Source organism: Corallococcus sp. CA053C, assembly GCF_003611675.1.
Lineage (GTDB): Bacteria > Myxococcota > Myxococcia > Myxococcales > Myxococcaceae > Corallococcus.
In genome coordinates this window covers 1-18,101 of the sequence record NZ_RAWA01000187.1, presented here as the reverse complement: position 1 = coordinate 18,101, position 18,101 = coordinate 1, and the positions used below count along the sequence as shown (strand labels likewise).

General features: G+C 66.3%; 15 protein-coding genes. 8 read left to right on the top strand and 7 right to left on the bottom strand.

What is annotated here, in order from left to right:
- Nucleotides 1-229: hypothetical protein (locus D7V97_RS46030; protein ID WP_233583129.1), on the bottom strand; the 229-nt coding region annotated here is incomplete at its 3' end.
- A 213-nt stretch (nucleotides 230-442) separates the two neighbouring features.
- On the opposite strand from D7V97_RS46030, the gene D7V97_RS23520 reads away from it, so the two are divergent.
- Nucleotides 443-1,000 (top strand): GAD-like domain-containing protein, encoded by a 558-nt coding sequence (locus tag D7V97_RS23520; protein ID WP_120612902.1) that lies wholly within the window; start codon nucleotides 443-445, stop codon nucleotides 998-1,000.
- 77 nt (nucleotides 1,001-1,077) lie between these two features.
- On the opposite strand, the gene D7V97_RS23515 is transcribed toward D7V97_RS23520, so the two are convergent.
- The 4 genes from D7V97_RS23515 to D7V97_RS23500 form a co-directional block, all read right to left on the bottom strand.
- The gene (locus D7V97_RS23515; RefSeq protein WP_120612901.1) at nucleotides 1,078-1,695 is read right to left on the bottom strand and encodes a hypothetical protein; all 618 of its coding nucleotides are present in this window, start codon (nucleotides 1,693-1,695) and stop codon (nucleotides 1,078-1,080) included.
- A gap of 360 nt (nucleotides 1,696-2,055) precedes the next feature.
- Nucleotides 2,056-3,567: a dienelactone hydrolase family protein gene (locus D7V97_RS23510; protein WP_158623441.1), complete on the bottom strand. Its 1,512-nt coding sequence runs from the start codon at nucleotides 3,565-3,567 to the stop codon at nucleotides 2,056-2,058.
- A 285-nt stretch (nucleotides 3,568-3,852) separates the two neighbouring features.
- On the bottom strand, nucleotides 3,853-4,455 hold the full coding sequence (locus D7V97_RS23505) for a hypothetical protein (protein WP_120612899.1): 603 nt from the start codon (nucleotides 4,453-4,455) through the stop codon (nucleotides 3,853-3,855).
- Nucleotides 4,456-4,958: 503 nt separating this feature from the next.
- Nucleotides 4,959-5,315 (bottom strand): hypothetical protein, encoded by a 357-nt coding sequence (locus D7V97_RS23500; RefSeq protein ID WP_120612898.1) that lies wholly within the window; start codon nucleotides 5,313-5,315, stop codon nucleotides 4,959-4,961.
- A gap of 328 nt (nucleotides 5,316-5,643) precedes the next feature.
- Between D7V97_RS23500 and D7V97_RS23495 the strand changes: the two genes are divergently transcribed.
- From D7V97_RS23495 to D7V97_RS23485, 3 genes are all read left to right on the top strand, one after another.
- Nucleotides 5,644-8,208 (top strand): hypothetical protein, encoded by a 2,565-nt coding sequence (locus tag D7V97_RS23495; RefSeq protein ID WP_147444944.1) that lies wholly within the window; start codon nucleotides 5,644-5,646, stop codon nucleotides 8,206-8,208.
- 176 nt (nucleotides 8,209-8,384) lie between these two features.
- The gene (locus tag D7V97_RS23490) at nucleotides 8,385-10,550 is read left to right on the top strand and encodes a DUF4157 domain-containing protein (protein WP_158623440.1); all 2,166 of its coding nucleotides are present in this window, start codon (nucleotides 8,385-8,387) and stop codon (nucleotides 10,548-10,550) included.
- A 200-nt stretch (nucleotides 10,551-10,750) separates the two neighbouring features.
- Entirely contained in the window at nucleotides 10,751-11,203 is a 453-nt protein-coding gene (locus D7V97_RS23485) for a hypothetical protein (protein WP_147444943.1), read from the top strand.
- 317 nt (nucleotides 11,204-11,520) lie between these two features.
- On the opposite strand, the gene D7V97_RS23480 is transcribed toward D7V97_RS23485, so the two are convergent.
- Nucleotides 11,521-12,390: a helix-turn-helix domain-containing protein gene (locus tag D7V97_RS23480; protein WP_120612894.1), complete on the bottom strand. Its 870-nt coding sequence runs from the start codon at nucleotides 12,388-12,390 to the stop codon at nucleotides 11,521-11,523.
- A gap of 143 nt (nucleotides 12,391-12,533) precedes the next feature.
- Between D7V97_RS23480 and D7V97_RS23475 the strand changes: the two genes are divergently transcribed.
- A complete protein-coding gene (locus tag D7V97_RS23475) occupies nucleotides 12,534-13,502 on the top strand; it encodes an alpha/beta fold hydrolase (protein ID WP_120612893.1) in 969 nt (322 codons plus the stop codon).
- A 225-nt stretch (nucleotides 13,503-13,727) separates the two neighbouring features.
- Nucleotides 13,728-14,423 (top strand): bifunctional 2-polyprenyl-6-hydroxyphenol methylase/3-demethylubiquinol 3-O-methyltransferase UbiG, encoded by a 696-nt coding sequence (locus D7V97_RS23470; RefSeq protein ID WP_120612892.1) that lies wholly within the window; start codon nucleotides 13,728-13,730, stop codon nucleotides 14,421-14,423.
- 125 nt (nucleotides 14,424-14,548) lie between these two features.
- Here D7V97_RS23470 and D7V97_RS23465 read toward each other — a convergent pair whose 3' ends face one another.
- On the bottom strand, nucleotides 14,549-15,886 hold the full coding sequence (locus D7V97_RS23465; RefSeq protein ID WP_147444942.1) for a hypothetical protein: 1,338 nt from the start codon (nucleotides 15,884-15,886) through the stop codon (nucleotides 14,549-14,551).
- Between the two features lie 592 nt (nucleotides 15,887-16,478).
- Here D7V97_RS23465 and D7V97_RS46535 point away from each other — a divergent pair.
- A complete protein-coding gene (locus tag D7V97_RS46535) occupies nucleotides 16,479-16,607 on the top strand; it encodes a hypothetical protein (RefSeq protein ID WP_255424835.1) in 129 nt (42 codons plus the stop codon).
- A gap of 109 nt (nucleotides 16,608-16,716) precedes the next feature.
- Nucleotides 16,717-17,844, top strand: a complete 1,128-nt coding sequence (locus D7V97_RS23455; protein WP_158623439.1) for a DNRLRE domain-containing protein — start codon at nucleotides 16,717-16,719, stop codon at nucleotides 17,842-17,844.
- Nucleotides 17,845-18,101 lie beyond the last annotated feature (257 nt).

The following is an 18,101-nucleotide window of genomic DNA, read 5'->3' as shown; positions in this document are numbered from 1 at the left end:
CAGCAACGAAGGGCGGAGGCAGGGGGGCAGTTCCCGCTCTGGTCCGACGACGCGAACCGCGAGGTCTGAGCAGCTCAGCCGGGCCAGGTGGCTCTGGCAGGGCCAGCTCCTCGGCGGGGACGGGCGACCGCAGGGTCGCGTCGGGCACCTGCTGTTCCCAGGAGGCGACGTTGCGGCGTTGGACCGCCAGGGTTTCTTCCAGCAGGGCCTTGAGGTCTGAGTCGTTCATGGAGGGCTCCTCGGGATGCGACGCGGGGCCGGCCATCCACCGACGATGGAAGGGAGCCATCTCGTCGTAGGACCGGGGCTCCGTATGCGGGTAGGGGCAATGGGCCCCCACCACTGAAGCGCTTCGCCAATCGCGGGACGCAGGGCCTCGCCGGAGTCGATCCAACGGCGTTCCCCGCATAGGGTGTCAACGTCATCCTCCTCCCGGTGAAAAATGACGACGCTTGCGGACTCCAAGGATTTCTCAAAAGCGCATCAACGGCAGCGGACTTACAAGGCATGTCCTCCGGAGCTGATTGCGAAGTACCGGGGACGGCTGCCTGACGTGCTGGTCAATACGTGGGAAGTGTCCGGGTTCCAGGAGTTTTCGGATGGATTTCTGTGGACGGTCAATCCGGACGAGCTGCGCGATGTTGCTGCGGACTTCGCCAGCACCTTCCAGACTGAATTCATCGACGTCATTTTCCGAACGGCTTTCGGCGATCTGATCGTCTCGCACAAAGGAAAGCTGTATCACCTTTCCGTGGTCACCATGCTGAGCGATTCCTTGCCCGACCGTCTCGAAGCTGTCTTGGACCTGCATTTCGGCCAGAAGGTATTTCTCAATTCTATATTCTTCTTGAACATGTTCAAAAAGGGGTTGAAGCGGCTGGGTGCGCCGACGGAAGACGAGGTGTATGCGCTGGTGCCGGCCCCGGCAATGGGTGGCGACATCACGGCCGACAATCTGCAGAAGGCAAAGCTGCGCGTGTACCTGAATTATCTCGCCTAACTTCAATCGAAGGATTGAACCATCGACGAGCGCTCAGGCGGCACTACCGTTGTTGCCAATGCTTGCTCACGGCAAGCTCAACCCTCTCGCAACAACTCCTTGCCTTGGCACAGGCGCTTCGCGAGGTCGGGGTAGGCCCCTGCCTTGTGCGCGTCCCAGGCCTGTGCGTGCAGCACCTTGCCCAGCGCCTCCGTGATTTGACTGGAGTGCCCGACGAGGTGCGTGTCCGCGCGAACCACGTCCACGGCATCCGCCCGGTCATCGGCCACCACCACCCGGGCCGTGAGGAGGTCCGCATAGGTGGAGTGGTCGTTGTAGTAGGTCCACGCCACGCCCTTCACGGCGATGCTCCCCAATGACACCACCTCGCCATGGAAGAGCAGGTTGTGGGCCGAGAGCGCGCCGCCGACGAAGAGCAGGGCGTAGTCGAAGCCCTCGTTGACGATGTTGCCCTCCACCACCAGGTCGCCCGCGACGAGCAGGCGGGACGGGTCCTCGAGGATGAGGTGGCCCTTCACGTGGACGAGGCCCTCTTCGAAGAGCAGGTCCTGGCCCTCGGAGAGCTTCAGGTCCCCATCCACCTGCCGGGTGGTGGGGGTGGGCGTCAGCGAGGCCTTGAGTCGCGCCCGCTGCGCAGCCGTCCCACACACGTCGTGGAGCGAGGACTGTTCAAGCAGTTTCTGGAGGGGTGACATGGCGGATGACTAGCATTTTCAACGCTCGTCCCGAAAGGAGTCGAACCGCCGCGTGCGCGGCCCCCGGGGCTGGATTCGAAGTCCCCCTCCATGAACGTCTACGAGATTCGCGGTGCCTTCGGCCTGGATGGACCATCTGGTGCGTGCGGAGCGGCCGGCCCCCACGCCCGGTCCATTGGGAGGACACCTGGCTCACCGTGTGGCAGGCGGTCTTCCGGTTCAATGCCCCCGAGGCGCGGGGACGCCCGCGCCGCGCGTCGCCGTGGGTGATGAGGCCGGCGTCTGTCCCTCCTGCAACGCGGAACGGACCCTCCAGGCGGCGGCGCACCTGGTGGGTCGAAGCCGCGAGCTTTCAATTCGTCAGTCGCCCGAGCGCAGTACCTTGATACGGGCGATGGCGTTCAGCTGGTCCTTGTCCACCGCGACTGCTTTTTCGTATGCAGCAATCGCCAAAGCTGTTTCACCCAACACCTCGTAAGCCTCACCTTCGCTATCAAACGCATTGCCATATTTCGGTTCGATGTGCGTCGCCAGCTTGAACAGCTCCACGGCGCCACGCGCATTGTTCCCGCGCAGGAGCTGGTAACCCAGATTGTTGAGATTGACAGGGCTGAGCTTGAAGTCGGGAGACGCGGCTGACATCTTGGCATGAATCGCTTGCGCACTCTTGAAACCGCCGTTGGCGAATGCGCGCAGGAAGTCTGCTTCGCCCAGCAGTGCGGATTCGGCAGGGCGGAAACTGAGCGACATCACTTGCGGGCCGATCCCGTGGCGCGCCGGCGACTGCTTCAGGAAAGCCAGCGCTTGGGTGTCATTCTTCAGGTAGGCGTCCAGGAACCGGTGCACATAGAGTGCGCCGCTGCGGTAAGCCTGCAGCACGTCAGCGCGCTGGTAGTCGCCGAAGGCATCGTCACCGGCAAAGCGCAGGTGCCAGGAACTGAAGTCCGAATGCTTCATCGGATGCATGGTGGTGATGTAGACGTCCGAATACTTCATGGTGTTCAGATAGCTGGCGCCCAGTTTGTCATCGCGCTCCATGTCTTCGGCCGTTGGCGCGCGCGCGCCCAGGAAGAGCATCGGCACATTGGTGCGCGCCGGGCGAACATAAGTGGCCGCGCCCCAGATCTTTGGATGGAACCGGATCGACCCATCCAGGCTCACCAAGGCCTTGATGCGGGCTGAGCGCGCCGCGGCAAATACGTTGGCCAGACCGCCCCAGCTGAAACCAGCCGCGGCCACCTTGTCCATGTCGGCCTGTGGCAGCGTCTGCGCGTAGTGGGTCAGGAAGGCGATATCGGCCGCCTGCGCCTCCGCGCCTTCGACGTCGTCGGTCATCATGACGGTGCGTGAACCCAGGCTGCGGCTGGCGATGACCACATAGCCATGACTGGCCAGGTATTCGCACAGGTCCAGGTTCTCATGCGCGACGGATGCAAAGCTCGGCGCGTAGATCACCACCGGAAATTTGCCGTTGGCGGGCGCTGCGTCGCGCACGGCCAGGGTGGAGGTGCTGTATTGGGTTTTCTGCGGCCCCGCCAGCCAGCCTGCGCGCTGCTTCGCCGTCTCGGCACTGGAGAATGCGAAGTCAAGATCGGTCAGGCTGGCCTGCTGATAATCGGCCGCCTGCATGGGCGCGGCCCCCGTGCGCCTGGCCGGGTACCAGACCAGGGTCTGCATTGGCCTTGCTCGCCCGGGGCTGACGGTCTTGCCGAAGGCATCGACCTGCGCTTCCAGAACGCGGCTGTAGTCGTATTGCTGCACGATGCGCAGACCAACGGCATGCGGGCCAGCTTCAGGTATCAGGGCGGGGGAGGCGGCAGCGGCGGCCAGCGAAGTGGCGCAGCACAGGCTCAGGATGAGGAGTTTTTTCATGGGATCGGGGTGCCGTACCTTTGGCGGGGCTGCCTTGAAACGTGGACGCTCGCCGCGAGCGCACGATTGCTCGGCACCGGCGAATTTGTGGGAGGCCGGTAGCATGAATTGCGCCGCGCACCGGGGATGCCGCGCCGTCGCCCATCCTGGGGTTGGCGCGGACGGCGGGCACCTCCTCATCGTCTGGGATGACCTGGCATGGCATCCGGACGGGTCCACCTCACCACCGTGGGCTGGGACCCGCAGGTGAAGACGTGACGCTGAAGCCCTGAGGGGCCGCCGCGCTCACCACGTCAGCTGATAGCAGCCCACCCGGCCGTTCTCGGAGACCTGCACCGGCGCGACGGTGCCCTGCTCCCGGGTGAGCTCGAAGGCGAACTGGAACACGCCCTCCCACGCGACGAAGACGAGGCGCGGGGCGGGCTCCACGAGTCGCACCACCAGCTCCCCGGAGCGGGGAGAGAGCGCGGTGTAGCTGTACTCGGTGCCGTGCTCGTACATGCCACCGATGGCGCCGAAGCGGCTGAAGATGGTGGACGGGGAGGTGCCCATCAGGCCCAGCAGCGTCTCGATGAACTGGCGGACCACGGGCCCATAGCCGTCCCGGGTCACCTCCAGGCTGAACCGGCGGACGGCATCCTCGCCGCCGTCCATCGCCACCGCCGCGTAGATGTCGTCCAGCACCGAGCGATGCACCCACGACGTGCGCAGGATGATCTTGTCGAAGTAGACGGCTGTCGCGGGGCTCACCCGCTGGCGCATGGTGGCGCGCACGCCCGTCTTGTCGAAGTGCTTCAGGAAGTTGAGGACCGAGGTTCCGCTCACCTCGTGCCGGGCGGCAGGAGCCTTGTCCTGGGAGGACTGGGATGGGGCGCTGCTCGGGTTCATGTGTGCTCCCTCGCGGCGGCGCCCACGCCGTCCAGAGACTGGCGCTCCAGGCATTGTGCCGTGAATGTGAAATCATCCAATTTCGCTGAACTCAAGAAGAAGACACTCCCAGTGGAAGCAGACCATCCTCTCCGTTCGGGGTGGCCCGTGCGTCCCTCGGGCCCTTCCTCAACAACCCGCGGCTGCGGTCCTGATCGCCCCGACACGCGCCATCCGGGCCCACGAGGCACCTGACCGACCGGTAGGGACGCGGGCCTTCCGAAGACGCCCCGAGCCCAGGATATCCAAGGGCCTACAGTCGCTGGCACGGTGCGTCGTGGGCGGTGGGCGCTCCCGTCTGGAGGCCGAGCGAGGACGCTTGAAGTCCAGGGAGTGCCCGGTGATGAGGGCCCCCGTCGCTGTCTCACGCGCGGGACAGCACCCAGGGCGTCTATCGGTCCGATGCTCGCCAGCGACGCGAGATGACCTGACCGCCGCCCTGTCGTCGCGTTTCCGACGACTCATTACGTCGCAGTCGGAATGACAATGAGCATCTTCATCATCTTGTTGATCGTCTCTGTTGGCAGTTCCGGAATGTCTTTCTTGGCTTGAGCCTGAATATTCTCGGCAGTCTTCCTCTGCTCCGCAGGCGTGGTCTTTATGTGAAAGTCTTTGCTGATCTCTTTGTCCACGATCACCGTGAGCTTCTTCAATTCCGCCTCGCTGATCTTGAACTCCCTATTTATCTGCGTCAGTTCCCTGTTCATGCACGCGATGAATTCTTTCCTCTGCACTGCCTCGTCCGCAGAGGCGAGCAAGGGGCTGGTAAGCAGGAGTGCGGTGATTGTCAGCAGCGTTGGGAACGGGCGTCGGGACGTCATGAGAGTCCTCCGAGTTCGGGGCACAGCGTGGTGGACCACTTCGCGGTCCTGAGGGACCGTCGGGTAAGTACACGCTCGTTCTGCATGGGCCGGCGATGCACGATGCCGACTCCTGGCACAAGGCAGGGCTCGCTGTCTCACCTTCAAGCAGTTCGAGTGCATCCCTCCTCCGGGATGGCGGCCGTGTGGAGCGGCGCAACACCCGAGACGAGCGGGCGCGGTTCAGCTCCCCGGCGAAGGCATTGAAGTGCGTCTGGCGTCATGGCCTTGACCCCTGGAACCCGGAGGCCCCTTTAATGAAGCTTTGCCCACCGGCCAGGAGGTTGTCGTGAAGGTCGTCGTTCGTACGACGGGGAAACCAGCGGCGCTCGACCTCGCCTCCTTGAGCCGGGACGGGGCGCTGAAGGCCCTGGAGCGGGTCGCCTCCAAGGAGTGGTGGGTGGATGCGGAGGCGCTCCATTTCCTGCAGGAGAAGGCCGCCCCGGCGAAGTCAGCCTCCGCCTCCGGCCGAATCTCCGGCGTCACGGCCGTCCCCCAGTCGCGCGGTGCCCGGTACGAGGCCTTCATCAACCCGCCCAAGGGCAGGGAGCTGGAGCCCGATACCACCTTCGTCGTCCCCACCTTCAAGGACTTCGGCCCCATCCGGCAGAAGCAGGCCGAGGTGCGCAAGCAGGCGGGGGTCGAGCTGACGGAGAGTCAGGGCTGGGCGTTGGTCCTGGCGGACATCCGGGGCAGGTACGAGCAGGAGCGCAACCGACACAAGGCGGTGCGACGGCTGGAGGAGTTCAACGCCGACTGGGGGACGCACTACACGCAGAAGGACCTCGACGCGATCTTCCTCCACCTGTCCACCCGGACGCGGCTCGCCACCAACTACACCTTCAGCAAGCGGCCCGGCGCGAACATCAACAGCCAGGGCTCCTCCCGACTGCTGGGCGAGCTGCTCATGGAGGACACCGAGTTCCGCAACACCTGGGAGACGCGGGCCAGCCAGGCGGCGGTGAACGATGAGCGGCGCGGCGCGGTGGAGGAGGCCATGGGGTACGGCGCCGTGCTCCGGCGCACCCAGGGCGCGGCCCTGCATCAGGAGAGCAGTGACGTCCGCAGGCTCAAGGAGAAGGGGCAGTTCTCCCCGCTGAGCCACCCCGAGCTGCCCAAGTACGCGGCCCTGGTGTCCCAGTACCAGCGCGATGGCGTGGCCTCCCGGTATGGCGTGAGCGTGGTCTACTGGAAGCCCGCCCTCCGGTGGCGCATCACCCATACCCCTGGCGACAGCTGGAACCTGATGTTCGCCGGCGCCTACCACGGCTACACCAGCCCCCGGTATCCCGAGGGCCTGCTGGCCTGGAGCGATCCCATCCTGATGCGATTGGCCGCGGCGGAGGCAACGGGCCAGGACAAGGCCTTTCTCAAGGGGGCCGCCGCCAAGGGCGTCGTGACGGATGCCTATATCGAGACACAGGTTCACGGCCCCCTGCGCTGGGCGGACGTGGAGGAGCTTGTCATTGGAGCCGAGGAGAATGCCGAAGCGCTGAAGCAAGGCTTCATCCGCTTCAGGGACCGGGCCGGCTACGGCTTCAAGGTGTCCGGCAAGGACCCCGGGCCCGCCGCGCAACACGCCGAGGCCGTCTTGCAGGACATCCAAGGGGGCTCCTCCATGTTCATCCTCCAGTGGCTGCGATTCGACATCGCGGGCTACCGGGAGGAGGACTGGACGGCTTTCGTGGGGGCGCTCGATGCGGGCCAGCAATGCGAGGTCGCCCGCTACCTGACCTCGCAGTGCACCGAGTCGCTCCTGGCCCGCCTCCGCAAGCAGGTGCCCGCCGCGCTGCTGCCGGGCGGAAGGCCCGACGGGGATGGCTCCAGCTCCGGGGCGGCCACCAAGGCCAAGGCTCCCGGGTTCTCCATTCCGTCCTCCCATGACCGGGGGACGGAACACGCGGCCGCCGTCGCCGAGGCGGTCGAGTTCGGCGTTCCCATGCGCATCTCCGAGTGGCTGAACGCCGAGCTGCCCTCGTATGACGCCGCCACCTGGGAGCGATTCGTGGATGCGCTGGACGTGGGCGCTCGCCGGAGGGTGGGCATCTACCTGATGGAGGAGTGCACGGAGTCCCTGCTCAAGCGGCTCCGGACGTGCGTCCCCGCGGCGATCCTTCCGGGTGGGCGCGTCCTCCATGGCAAGGGGAGCGCCGCGATGCCGCCCCCTTCCAGCGACAAGGACCCGAAGCCCTCGGGCTCCTCCGCTTCGGTGCCGCTCCCCGTGCCGTCGACCGCTTCCAGCACCCCGGTGCCGCAGAAGCAGGGGCGCGTCGATGGCGCCCGGGGGCTGCTGACGCCCCAGGGGCCGGTGGAGAGCGGCATCACCCGGGTGGCGTGTCTGAGCCAGAACCGCAACACATGCGGGCAGCGTGCCGCCTACAACGCGATCGCCTTCCTGCGGAGCCCCGGCAACACCGTCGCGGCGGCCCAGCGCATGGCGGACCACGATGCGCTGCACCGCTTGGGAGACATGCAGGCGGACGTCTACGACGAAGCGGTGCGCGCCCTGCTGGACCGCAATGGGGGGCAGGACATCGCGCTCGTCTGGAACCTGGATCGCATCCAGCGGTTGTTGATGGATGAGACGCTGATTGCCGATGATGGCGACCACGCCCTCTACGGCTTCCTCCACCGCAGGCGCCGGACGGTGCAGGTGGTCATCAACACCCACGCGGCGCTGGACCCCTCGAACCTGGAGCAGATCCTGGCCGCGAGTTCGGTCAGCCACTACTTCGCCGCGGAGCTGCACTGGGGGGATTCGGGCAAGCTCGAAATCGCCTTCGCGGACTCGCTGGTCGACGCGAGCGACAGCCAGGAGATCGTCGAACAGTTGAAGACCTTCTGGGGGGGATGACGCCAGGCCCCTCGGTCCGGCGCCAACCCCTGCGCCTCCCTGACAGTCCGGGTGGAACGCGGGCACGTCCCATCCGGACGCAGCCAGCCCTCGTGACACGGAGATGGCGCCCGAACACGGCGTTGCACGCTTCATGCAGTCGGGCGGGCGTCCTCTTCACACCACCCGAGCCCATCATGCGCCAGGTCCCCGTCGGCAGCTTCGTGCCCTCATCGGATGACATGGGAGTGCCCCTTCCCGCGCGGACGCAGGCCTGGATGGAGTCGGTCCTCCACGCCGACTTCTCGGGCATCCGCGTCCATGTCGGACCCGAGCCGCTCGCCCTGGGCGCGGTGGCCGTCGCGCGAGGTGAGCACCTCCACTTCGCGCCGGGCGCCTTCCGTCCAGAGACCCGCGCGGGGCGCTTCCTGCTGGGGCATGAGCTGGCCCACGTCCTCCAGCAGCGTGACGGCCGCGCGCGATGCCCCGACGAAGGGCGCGTGCTGGAGGACACGGCGCTGGAGGCCGAGGCGGACTGGCTGGGCCAGCTCGCCGCGGACGGACACGCGGCCCCCTGGCGTCCTCGGGCTCCAAGGCGGGCCCCCGGGGACGTCCTCCAGCCCATCAAGCTGGAGCTGAGCCATCGATACGGGAGCATCCATGGACTGGAGCTGCTCGCGCTCCTCGGAGCGGAAATCGACACCGTCCACTCGGAATGCCCCCAGAACATCCTGCCCGCCGGCAAGACGACCCTCCCGGGTGCGCCGACGGTCGAGGTGTCCCAGTACCGCCTCCCGGACGGCCGCGCCTGGCTGAGCACCTACGGACACCTGTCGCCCTACTACGGACGGCCGCAGCACCAGGTCTGGCACCTGCCGCGTGGCTGTCAGCTGCTCGTGGGGCAGCAGGGCCTCCCCGTCGACGTCGACCATCGCGGCGTCGTCCTCGTACAGGGCACCACCGGCGGAGCGAGCTACCCCGACATCGCCGCCGGACTGCGGGGCATCCTGCAAACAGGCGTTTCGGACAAGGACCTGGCGCTGCTCATCCTCCAGCGAATGATGGGCCATGACCTGCGCTTCACGGAGAAGCCCCAGTGGAACCAGTTCATCGACGAGCTCATCGCGCTCATGTTCGGAGTGGAGAGCTCGCGCAACAAGCTCACTTTCATGACGGCGTTGATGCTGCTCGACCTCATCATCCATGAGCAGCGCTACGGCCGGAATGGCAGCAAGCGCTTCGGGCTGCTCCACGCCTTCCAGTCGGACCATGACTGGGACAACCGCAACCCGGAGACGAGCGCGGAGATGAACTACGGAGGCAAGTTCCCCATGGCCACGTTCGGGACAGGCTCCGGCACGCTGACCCACGGCCATGAGACGCTCGGCGCTGGACGGGCCCAGCTCATCAACGCCTACATGAAGCAGCCGGACTCCGCCGAGACCCGCCAGCTGCTCAAGGAGCTGGAGCTGCGCAACCAGCGACACGGCATCACCCGGCGGGAAATCACCCTCACCGTCCACTGGCTGGAAATGGTCATCGACCTGGGCCATGCGAGCATCAACTACCTGCGCAAGCAGATCTCCGCCGTCTTCCGAGCGCGGCTCTACGCCGCGTACAAGCACTTCACCCTGCCCCAGTACAGGGGCAAGGTGAACCCCGCCAGCGGCAGCCACGCATCGCCGTTCGTCTTCGCGGGAACGATGTTGTTCTGGCGTGACGACGGGCGCTTCTACCACGCAGACCCCGGCTGCAAGACGATCCCCGGCCAGCTCCAGACCGAGTTCAAGTCGGGCACGGAGCTGGCCGCCATCGTCAACCACAAGAAGCCCTGCACCGCGTGCTGGCCCTTGCGGCAACAAGTCATTCGAAGGATGAAGGCGACCTATCGCTGCAGGGCTGAGCACTCGCACGACCTCGAATACCAGACGCGGCCGGCGAACGTCTCGCTCCACAGCAATTGCCCGGAGCCGCACTGCCTTTGGATGGCGAGCCTGCATGGCCTCGCGGATGCGCCGCCTCCGGCCTTCCCCGCGCTGGGAGGCCAGCAGCCGCTCCCGGAACTGCCGTCACCGCCGGTGGTGCCAGAGCCCATGGATGAGCCGCCTTCGAGACACCTCGAGCCGCTCAAGCTCATGATTCAGCTCCGGCTGAACACCCAGATGGAGCGAATCCTTGCGCAGGTCACCGGCAGGCTCTCCTACAACAACCAGCAGCGGCTGCGAGAGCGGCTCATCGAGTTCATCGCCACCGCCATGAGCGCGGTCCGCACGCCCACCGTCCAGCCCTTCGCCTATGAGAATGACTGCGCCGCCCTCATGGTCGAATACGCGGAAAAGGTCTGCACCCAACTGCGTGCATAGGCGGAATGGGAGTCCAGCGCGGGCCCGGAACGGCTGTTACGCCGCAGGCGGCATCTGGCGGCCGCCGCACGTGCGCGCTGCTTCGCGCTCGAGGGGACGCGACGTCCATCGCGCCACAACCCGCATCCCCCGAGGAGGAGCGCTCGCTCGCATGGGGCGTGGTAGGAGGGAGGCCGTCCGCTCGAAGGAAGGTGGTCATCGTGCGTCGTCCCTGCGGGTCGGTGGTCTCGTCCCTGGCGCTGCTCGCGCTGCTGTCTTGCGGCACGTATCGCACCGGCAATCCCGCGGGTGCGACTCCCGGAGCATCTCCGGACACGGCAGCCGCGAGCGGCACCGCCGGCTGCCCCACTCACAAGCTCGCCTTCACGCGGGAGGCGGGCTGCCAGAACGACGGGGCGGTCGAGTTCTGTATGCCGAAGGACGCACCCGCCGCGCACGCCGAGGTGAAGCGGATCGCCCCGTCGGTATCGACCATGGCGTCACGCGGGCGGGCGGGCTGCGACACGGCCACGCAGACGCTGTTCCTCTACCCGACCCACGAGGCCGCCTGCATCTCTCGCCACGGTGCGCTGACGGACACCGCGTGGAACGAGCTCTGCCAGCTCGCGGCGCTGCCGGAGATCCAGCACATCGTGCCAACCTGGTACGAGTAGCGCCGGGCCCATGACGAGGCGGGATTGCCCCCAAGCCCCCGGACATGAAGGGGGTACACCCGCGGCATGGGGCCCTGCTACGGGCGCGCTGCGCCGCTGCCTGTCTGGGGGACGGCGCAGAACGTCGCGGCGCTGATGTTTCGTCGCCTGGCTGCCCGAGGGTTGACGCCGGGAGTTGTGTCCGTCCCGGCGGGAGGTGCGTCCGTCGAGGACGAAGAACGTCTACGCGTTCCCCTCTGCCCCCCACCCTTCAGCGCCGCGCTCGGTCGGTCCGATGCTCGTCAGCGTCCAGGGACGCTTCTGACGCTCGCAGCAGCTCAGCGAGACGCCGCGATTTGCGAGGGGCTCACTCCCAGCATGCGGCGCATGACGCGGGCCATGTGACTCGGGTGCGAGAAGCCCGCCTCCAGCGCGATGTCCGTCATGCTTCTTCCGCCTTCGAGCAGGCGGAGCCGCGCACGCTCCACGCGCCGACCAATGACAAAGCGATGGACCGGCATTCCCGTGGCGTGTCTGAACAGCGGCTTGAAGTGAGACAGGCTGAACCCCGCCACCTTCGCGAGCTCGGCGAGCGTGAGGTCCTCATCGAGATGCGCCTCGATGTACTCGAGCACGTGGCGCAGTCGCCATGCCGGCAGCGCACGGCCTGGCTTCGACGTCGAGGTGCTCCTCCGCGACTGCAGCGCGAGCAGGCGCGCGGCCAGCGCGGAGGCGAGGCTGTCCGCGAACAACCGGCCGCCCGGATACGCGTCATGCTCTTCGGCCTGCATCATCCAGCCAATGCGCTCGACCTGGGCATCTCGAATGTGAATCGAAGGCGCGAGCCCAGCACCGCCCGAGCCCAGACCCATCGCCTCCGCGGCGTCCAGCAGGAGCGAGGGCGTCAGCCGCAGCAGCAGCGACCGCGCGGGCTTCGTCAGTGTCCACCGGGTGCTCGAGCGTGCGGGCACGACGCAGAACTGGCCATGGAGTCGCACCCCCTGCCGCTCGTGGCGGCCCAGGCGGTAGGAGACCGGGACGGGCTCGCCCAGGTGCAGGCAGAGGACGTGACGGTCATCCACCGGTGAGTCGAACAACCCGGAGGGAACCGGAGAGGTGAGCACATCGAGGAGCGGCAACCGCTCCGGACCGACGCTCGCCAGCAGCGCGGCCGGAGGGCCCGGGTAGCACGTCGGTCTGTCGGTCATCGCCCAAGCCTTCTATGCGACCCGGTTCCATGCAAGCGCCGGGAATCATCCGTCCGTGCTCGCCACCGGCCGTCTGTGTGCGCGCGTCGGCGGCGACGGTGCGAGCTTCCCCGCATGCAGCCCCCGTCGTCTGGAGACCCGCAATGAAACGCAGACAGTTCTTGCAGTGGACCGGCCTCACCTTCGCCGCCGGTGCCGTCGGCGCGTGTGCGCCGCGCGTGGACACCGGTCGCGCGGGCTCGCCGCAGCCGACGGACGCGGAGGCGTTTCGCGCGGCACGGCGCTTCGCCCACCTCCCGTTCGGCGACATCGCCTATGTCGAACGAGGCTCGGGCGAGGCCGCGCTGTTCCTGCATGGCGCGCCGCTCAACGGCTTTCAATGGCGTGGCGCCATCGCCCGGCTGGCCCCCTACCGACGCTGCGTCGTCCCCGACTTCATGGGCCTCGGATACTCGCGGGTCCCCGAGCACCAATCGCTGGCGGCCAGCGCACAGGCCGCCATGCTCGCGGCCCTGCTCGACGCACTCGCCATCTCCACTGTCGACATCGTCGCCAGTGATAGCGGCGGGATGACGGCGCAACTGTTCATGGTCCGTCATCCCGAGCGGGTGCGGACGTTGCTGCTGACCGACTGCGACACCGAGCCCAACAGCCCTCCGCCCAAGGTCAAGCCGGCCATCGAGATGGCGCGCGCCGGAACACTCGCGGACGCCACCGCCCGGTGGTTGACCGACAAGGCGTTGGCGCGCTCGACGTTCGGCGCGGCCGTCTTCCGGGAGCCCGGCCGTTTCGCGGATGAGACCATCGAGTACTACGCGGCGCCGCTCGTGAGCTCACCTCTGCGCAGGGCGCAGTACCACGCGTTCCACCTCGCGCTGGAGCCCAACCCGCTGGCGGGCATCGCAGCGGAGCTGAAGCGCAGCAGGACTCCGGTGCGCATGGTCTGGGGCGCGAGCGACGACATCTTCCCGCCAGCGGACGCCCACTACCTCGACCGCACGTTTCCCCACTCCCAGGGCATCCGCTTCGTGCCCGGAGCGAAGCTGTTCTTTCCCGAGGAGTTTCCTGAAATCATCGCCGAGGAGGCGCAGCGCCTGTGGCGTGTTGCCTGACGCAAGAGGACAAGGCCTTCTACATCCGCGAGGCGGACCGACGCGCGACGGCCCCGGTGCCCTGAGCTCAGCGACTTCTGGGAGTGCATGGCCGCGCCGTGATGGCGTCCAACGCAGACGCAGGTGCGTCACGCGGGACGCGACCTCAGGTCGTCACGCGCTGGAAGGCGGAGCAACGGTGAGCGGGCCGACCGTGGCGTCATCGTTGCAGAGCTCGACGACACAATGGATTCAGGACAGACGTCGAGGACGTTCTATGCGGCCCTGGGAGCGAGCGCGCTCGCTGGCAGGACGAGCGATGAGAAGACGCGGTGGGTCCTCCAGGATCTGGAGCCCCTCCTCCAGAAGGAGAAGCGCTGGCTGGATGTGGGGTGTGGCTACGGCCGTCTCGCCGTGCCCCTGGCGAGTCGCGGGTACCAGGTCACCGGAATCGACATCTCACCGAACCTGATAGGCGCGGCCAGAGCGTACGCGAGAGAGCAGCGTGCGAGCCCGGTCTTCGACGTGGGGGACATGCGGGAGCTGCCCTATCCCAGCGGCTCCTTCGGTGGGATCTACTGTCTCTGGGCCGCGTTCAATGAGCTGATCACCCGGAAGGATCAGCGCCTGGCGATCCGGAGCATGCTCCGCGTTCTCGAGTCTGGAGGAAGCGCTTTCCTGGACCTCGCGACGTACAGAGAGGCCAGCGCTGTGCGGATCGACCGCCGGACGAGGCGCGTGAGGATGGAGGTCTCTGGCCTCACGCATCAGGCGTACCTGCATGATCGACAGACGCTGGTGAGGTTGATGGAGGACTGCGGGGTGGACGACTACAGCGTGAGGCTGAAGGCTTTCGGGGGACGGCAGCGGCTGCTGCTCACCTTCGCTCGGAGCGAGGGACGCGTCTCACGACAGCCCAGGCGCAGCTGTTGCCCTCCCTGAGGCAGGGCTCGCTTCTTCCTCCGGTTCTTGCGCACACAAGGCCGAACGGAGCGAGTCCCTGCCCCTTCCCCGCGCTGCTGACGCCCGCCTCCCCTCCAGACGGATCGAGAATCGCGCTCCGTCGTTTAGAGGGGGCAGGTGTTGGCCGCGACCACGCTTGCCTGAGCTGCTCCACAGATCGAAGGAGTATATGCGTCCACCGGCACGCGCACCGAAGACATGCAGACCGGGTTCTGCGTGCCTCCGGCGATGAAGCGCTGCACACGATAGATGTTGTTGTACATGTACTGGCGCTCTTCATTGTAGTCGGAGATTCCCTGGTCGGGGCCGATCTGGCAGTACTGCAGCGAATGGCTGGCGTTCCACAACGTCATGAACGCTGGCCACTGCTGCAGGTAGCAGGGCGCGCTTGCGCAGTCGCTGGCCTGGGTGAGCTTGTGCAACAGCACCGACCCCAGCACGAAGATGCGGGTTTTCGAGCCGGCAGGATCCTTGATCTGGTCCATGACCGCGGTGGCCTGGGCGGCGTTGAAGGTTGACAGCGCCTGTACCGGGATTGGAATCAGTGTCGCCGACGTGCTAGCGCAATGGGTTTCGAGTGCCTGCTTGATGATTTGCGATGTCTGGACATAGCGCTCGGTGCCAGCGGGTTCGGTGGCGCTCGACAGGTAGAGAATCGACGGCTTGTCGTTGATGAGGCGGCAGTCCACGGCATTCCATGCGGTCTCCAGCGCCGTCCGGCCGGCGGGAGTGATGTCGGTCCCGTTCGTGGTCACCCCGTGCCGCTGAATGAAGACAGGCATGGTCTTGTCGGCCACTACCTGGGCAAACAGGTCATTCGTCTGGAGCCAGGACTCTGGAGTGTTGTCGCCGCCGCCCCTGGACGAGGAGTATTGATTGCTGTAGTCCCTTTGAATCCAGCCATATTGGCTCGTGCCGAAAGTATAGAAGTAATAAAGAGTCGTGCCGGGGCGCAGATGGACCGAAGAAACCCTGGCGACCATGTCGATGGGAGCCAGAGACTGTTCGATGGTGCTTGGACTCAGGTAGAAACGCCCCCCGCTGCGGTTGGGGTCGACGTACAGAACCGCTTCCCAGCGCGAGAAGTCGCCGCACCGGACGAAATCAAAATCGTCATTCGTATTCAGCAAGGATTCGGGGCTCAGATTCCTGCCATCGGTTGACTCGTAGCCCCCCGTTGTCCGATAGATGATGCCGCGGGCGTAGATGGGGTCCTGGTTCCAACCCCAATACTGCAGTGACATCCCGTCGCTTAGCTGAAGCGAGGAGATTCTGTCTTTCAAGCTGACCGTCGACAAATCCAGCGTGGCTCCTTCCTGCATGGTGGTGCATTGCCCGGTCAGCCCGGGATCCGCACAGAGCTTGCAGATGCCCGCGGCGAGGCTGGTGCCTGCCGCCAGTGTTCCGTAAATCATGACAGCAAGAATGAATGTCTTTTTCATGCTTTCCCTCGTTGCGACCCATGGGGCCTGTGTGCCGCGGTCCACCCTGCGCCGCCATTTGACAGCCTCTGCTCAAGGAGTGAATCAATTTTCAACTATTTCAGCAAAGTCAAGTTTAGCTTGATTTTCTTGGACTTGCGGTCGAGGCTGCGACGGCCCTCCACGGCTTCCTCGCAATCGTGAGGAGTTCCGTGCGTATTTCCTGTCGGGAGTACTCGGTGAAGCAGCTCATGACCATTGGCGGTACAGCCATTCGATGAGCCGGGGCGGCAGGTCCGCGCGTCTCGCGGAGAACAGCACCCACGACCGCAGCGGTTCTCCACCACGCGCGTCGCGCCGGGCGGCCGCTTCTTCATGGCTGCCCGCGGCAGCAGCACCCAGGGTGGAGCAGAACACCCGCGCTGCGCAGCGTGAGGCACGTCAGGGGACCCGGCGTCAGCGGGCGCCGCAGTTCGACGGGGCAGGCCTCCTCCAGCGCACCTTCAAGCACGACGTCCTTCTGTGCGGCCGGTGCGGGGGACGGCGCCGGGTCCTCGCCTCCCTCGCCCACTCGCCTGCGCTCAGGCACGTGCGGGAGCACTTGAAACGGCCCGTGGCCGCGCCACCCGTGCCTCCCGCGCACGCGGAGGTGCTGGAGTCGCTTCGGACTGCATCCATCGACCGGGTGACGCCGTTGGACGCGCTCAACCTGCTGGCGAAGCTCAAACAGACCCTGGGTTGAGCTGAATACACTTCGTGCCTGCCCGGTCCGTGAGCTTGAGAGAAAAAACGCTCTCCTCACGAAAAAGGCAGACATGATGAGTCGCTTCAGATTTCCAGATGTTTCGTTATTGAATTCGTTTTCTGTAACAACCCTGCTGGCGGTGGCCGCGCTGTCGGCCCCGTCGCTGGCGCTGGCGTCCACGACCGTGACGCTCACGCCGGTCGCGGACTCTTACGTCTCGCCTGACGGGCCGGACTCGAACTTCGGGAACCACGGGACGTTCATCGTGAACCGGGGGTACGCCGAGGCCTACCTGCGGTTCGATTTGAGCGGCCTGCCCGCCAACGCGGTCATCACCTCCGTCAGCCTCAGCGCGCTGGCCTACGACGGCTATGCGTACGGAGGCGATGGCAATGTCTACACGTCCTTCGTCGCCGACGATTCGTGGCAGGAGATGGGCATCACCTGGAACAACCGGCCCACGCCCGCGGCGACGACCGTGGGGGAGTGGTTCCTCTGGTACAACTACACGCCGGAGGACAAGCGGGGCGTCAACTCCAGCCCCGCGCTCATCCCCGTGGTGCAGGGCGAACTGGCCGGCGACAAGCGGGTGAGCTTCCGGCTGCACTCGCCGGGCTACAAGACGCGTTACCGCTCGCGTGAGGTCTCCAACGCGGCCCAGCGCCCGGCGCTGACCGTCACCTATACGGTGAACGAGCCCGTCACCGTCGTGCTGGAGCCCGAGGCGGATGCGTACATCACCGGCGGCGACCACGGTGAGAACCTCGTGAACTACGGCCGGGAGCAGGCGCTGCACATCGACTACCGCTGGGACCGGAAGTTCTTCCTGCGGTTCAACCTGGCCAGCATCCCCGCGGGGGCCCTCATCCAGGGCGTGAAGCTGTCCGCCACGGCGTTCACGGGCCATTCGCCCGGCGGCGATGGCAACGTGTACGTGTACCGGTTGTGGGACAACAACTGGGACGAGTACACCCTCACCTATGACACCCAGGTCTGGCCGATCTGGGAGCTGCTCGGTACGTGGTGGCTCTGGTATCCCGGCGGTAGTGACTACGACCAGGTGGGCGCCACGGCGGATCCGGCCTTCATCCCCGTGGTCCAGGCCGCCTCGGATGCCACGGACCGGCGCATCTCCTTCCGGCTCAACGGCCCGTACTACGCGACGAGCTACTACTCGCGCGAGTCCCCGGACGCGTCGAAGCATCCCAAGCTGGAGGTGACGTACCTGCCGTGATGCCGCGAACCCTGTCCTGAAGGGCAGGGCGCTCCCACGCAATCGCTTCCGTCCTCGTTCGATAAAGGAATCAGGACGGAAGCGAGGGGGCTGTTTCCACAACGGTGCTTCCGTCCGTTCGCCCGCTGGAGGATGCGCTGCCGAAGGACTTCGCCCACGGCGTGAAGGAGGTGGACGTGCCGCCTCTTGCACCGGCACGAGGGCCGCCGCAGCCAGACTTCTGGCAGTCAGGGCCCCCCCCTCTGCCCCCCGCTGCT

Bases quoted from the DNA above. Each gene is read 5' to 3' on its own strand.
- D7V97_RS23510 (WP_158623441.1), bottom strand. From the start codon at position 3,567: ATGAAAAAACTCCTCATCCTGAGCCTGTGCTGCGCCACTTCGCTGGCC.
- D7V97_RS23480 (WP_120612894.1), bottom strand. From the start codon at position 12,390: ATGACCGACAGACCGACGTGCTACCCGGGCCCTCCGGCCGCGCTGCTG.
- D7V97_RS23490 (WP_158623440.1), top strand. From the start codon at position 8,385: ATGCGCCAGGTCCCCGTCGGCAGCTTCGTGCCCTCATCGGATGACATG.
- D7V97_RS23520 (WP_120612902.1), top strand. From the start codon at position 443: ATGACGACGCTTGCGGACTCCAAGGATTTCTCAAAAGCGCATCAACGG.
- D7V97_RS23465 (WP_147444942.1), bottom strand. From the start codon at position 15,886: ATGAAAAAGACATTCATTCTTGCTGTCATGATTTACGGAACACTGGCG.
- D7V97_RS23505 (WP_120612899.1), bottom strand. From the start codon at position 4,455: ATGAACCCGAGCAGCGCCCCATCCCAGTCCTCCCAGGACAAGGCTCCT.
- D7V97_RS23515 (WP_120612901.1), bottom strand. From the start codon at position 1,695: ATGTCACCCCTCCAGAAACTGCTTGAACAGTCCTCGCTCCACGACGTG.
- D7V97_RS23500 (WP_120612898.1), bottom strand. From the start codon at position 5,315: ATGACGTCCCGACGCCCGTTCCCAACGCTGCTGACAATCACCGCACTC.
- D7V97_RS23475 (WP_120612893.1), top strand. From the start codon at position 12,534: ATGAAACGCAGACAGTTCTTGCAGTGGACCGGCCTCACCTTCGCCGCC.
- D7V97_RS23470 (WP_120612892.1), top strand. From the start codon at position 13,728: ATGGATTCAGGACAGACGTCGAGGACGTTCTATGCGGCCCTGGGAGCG.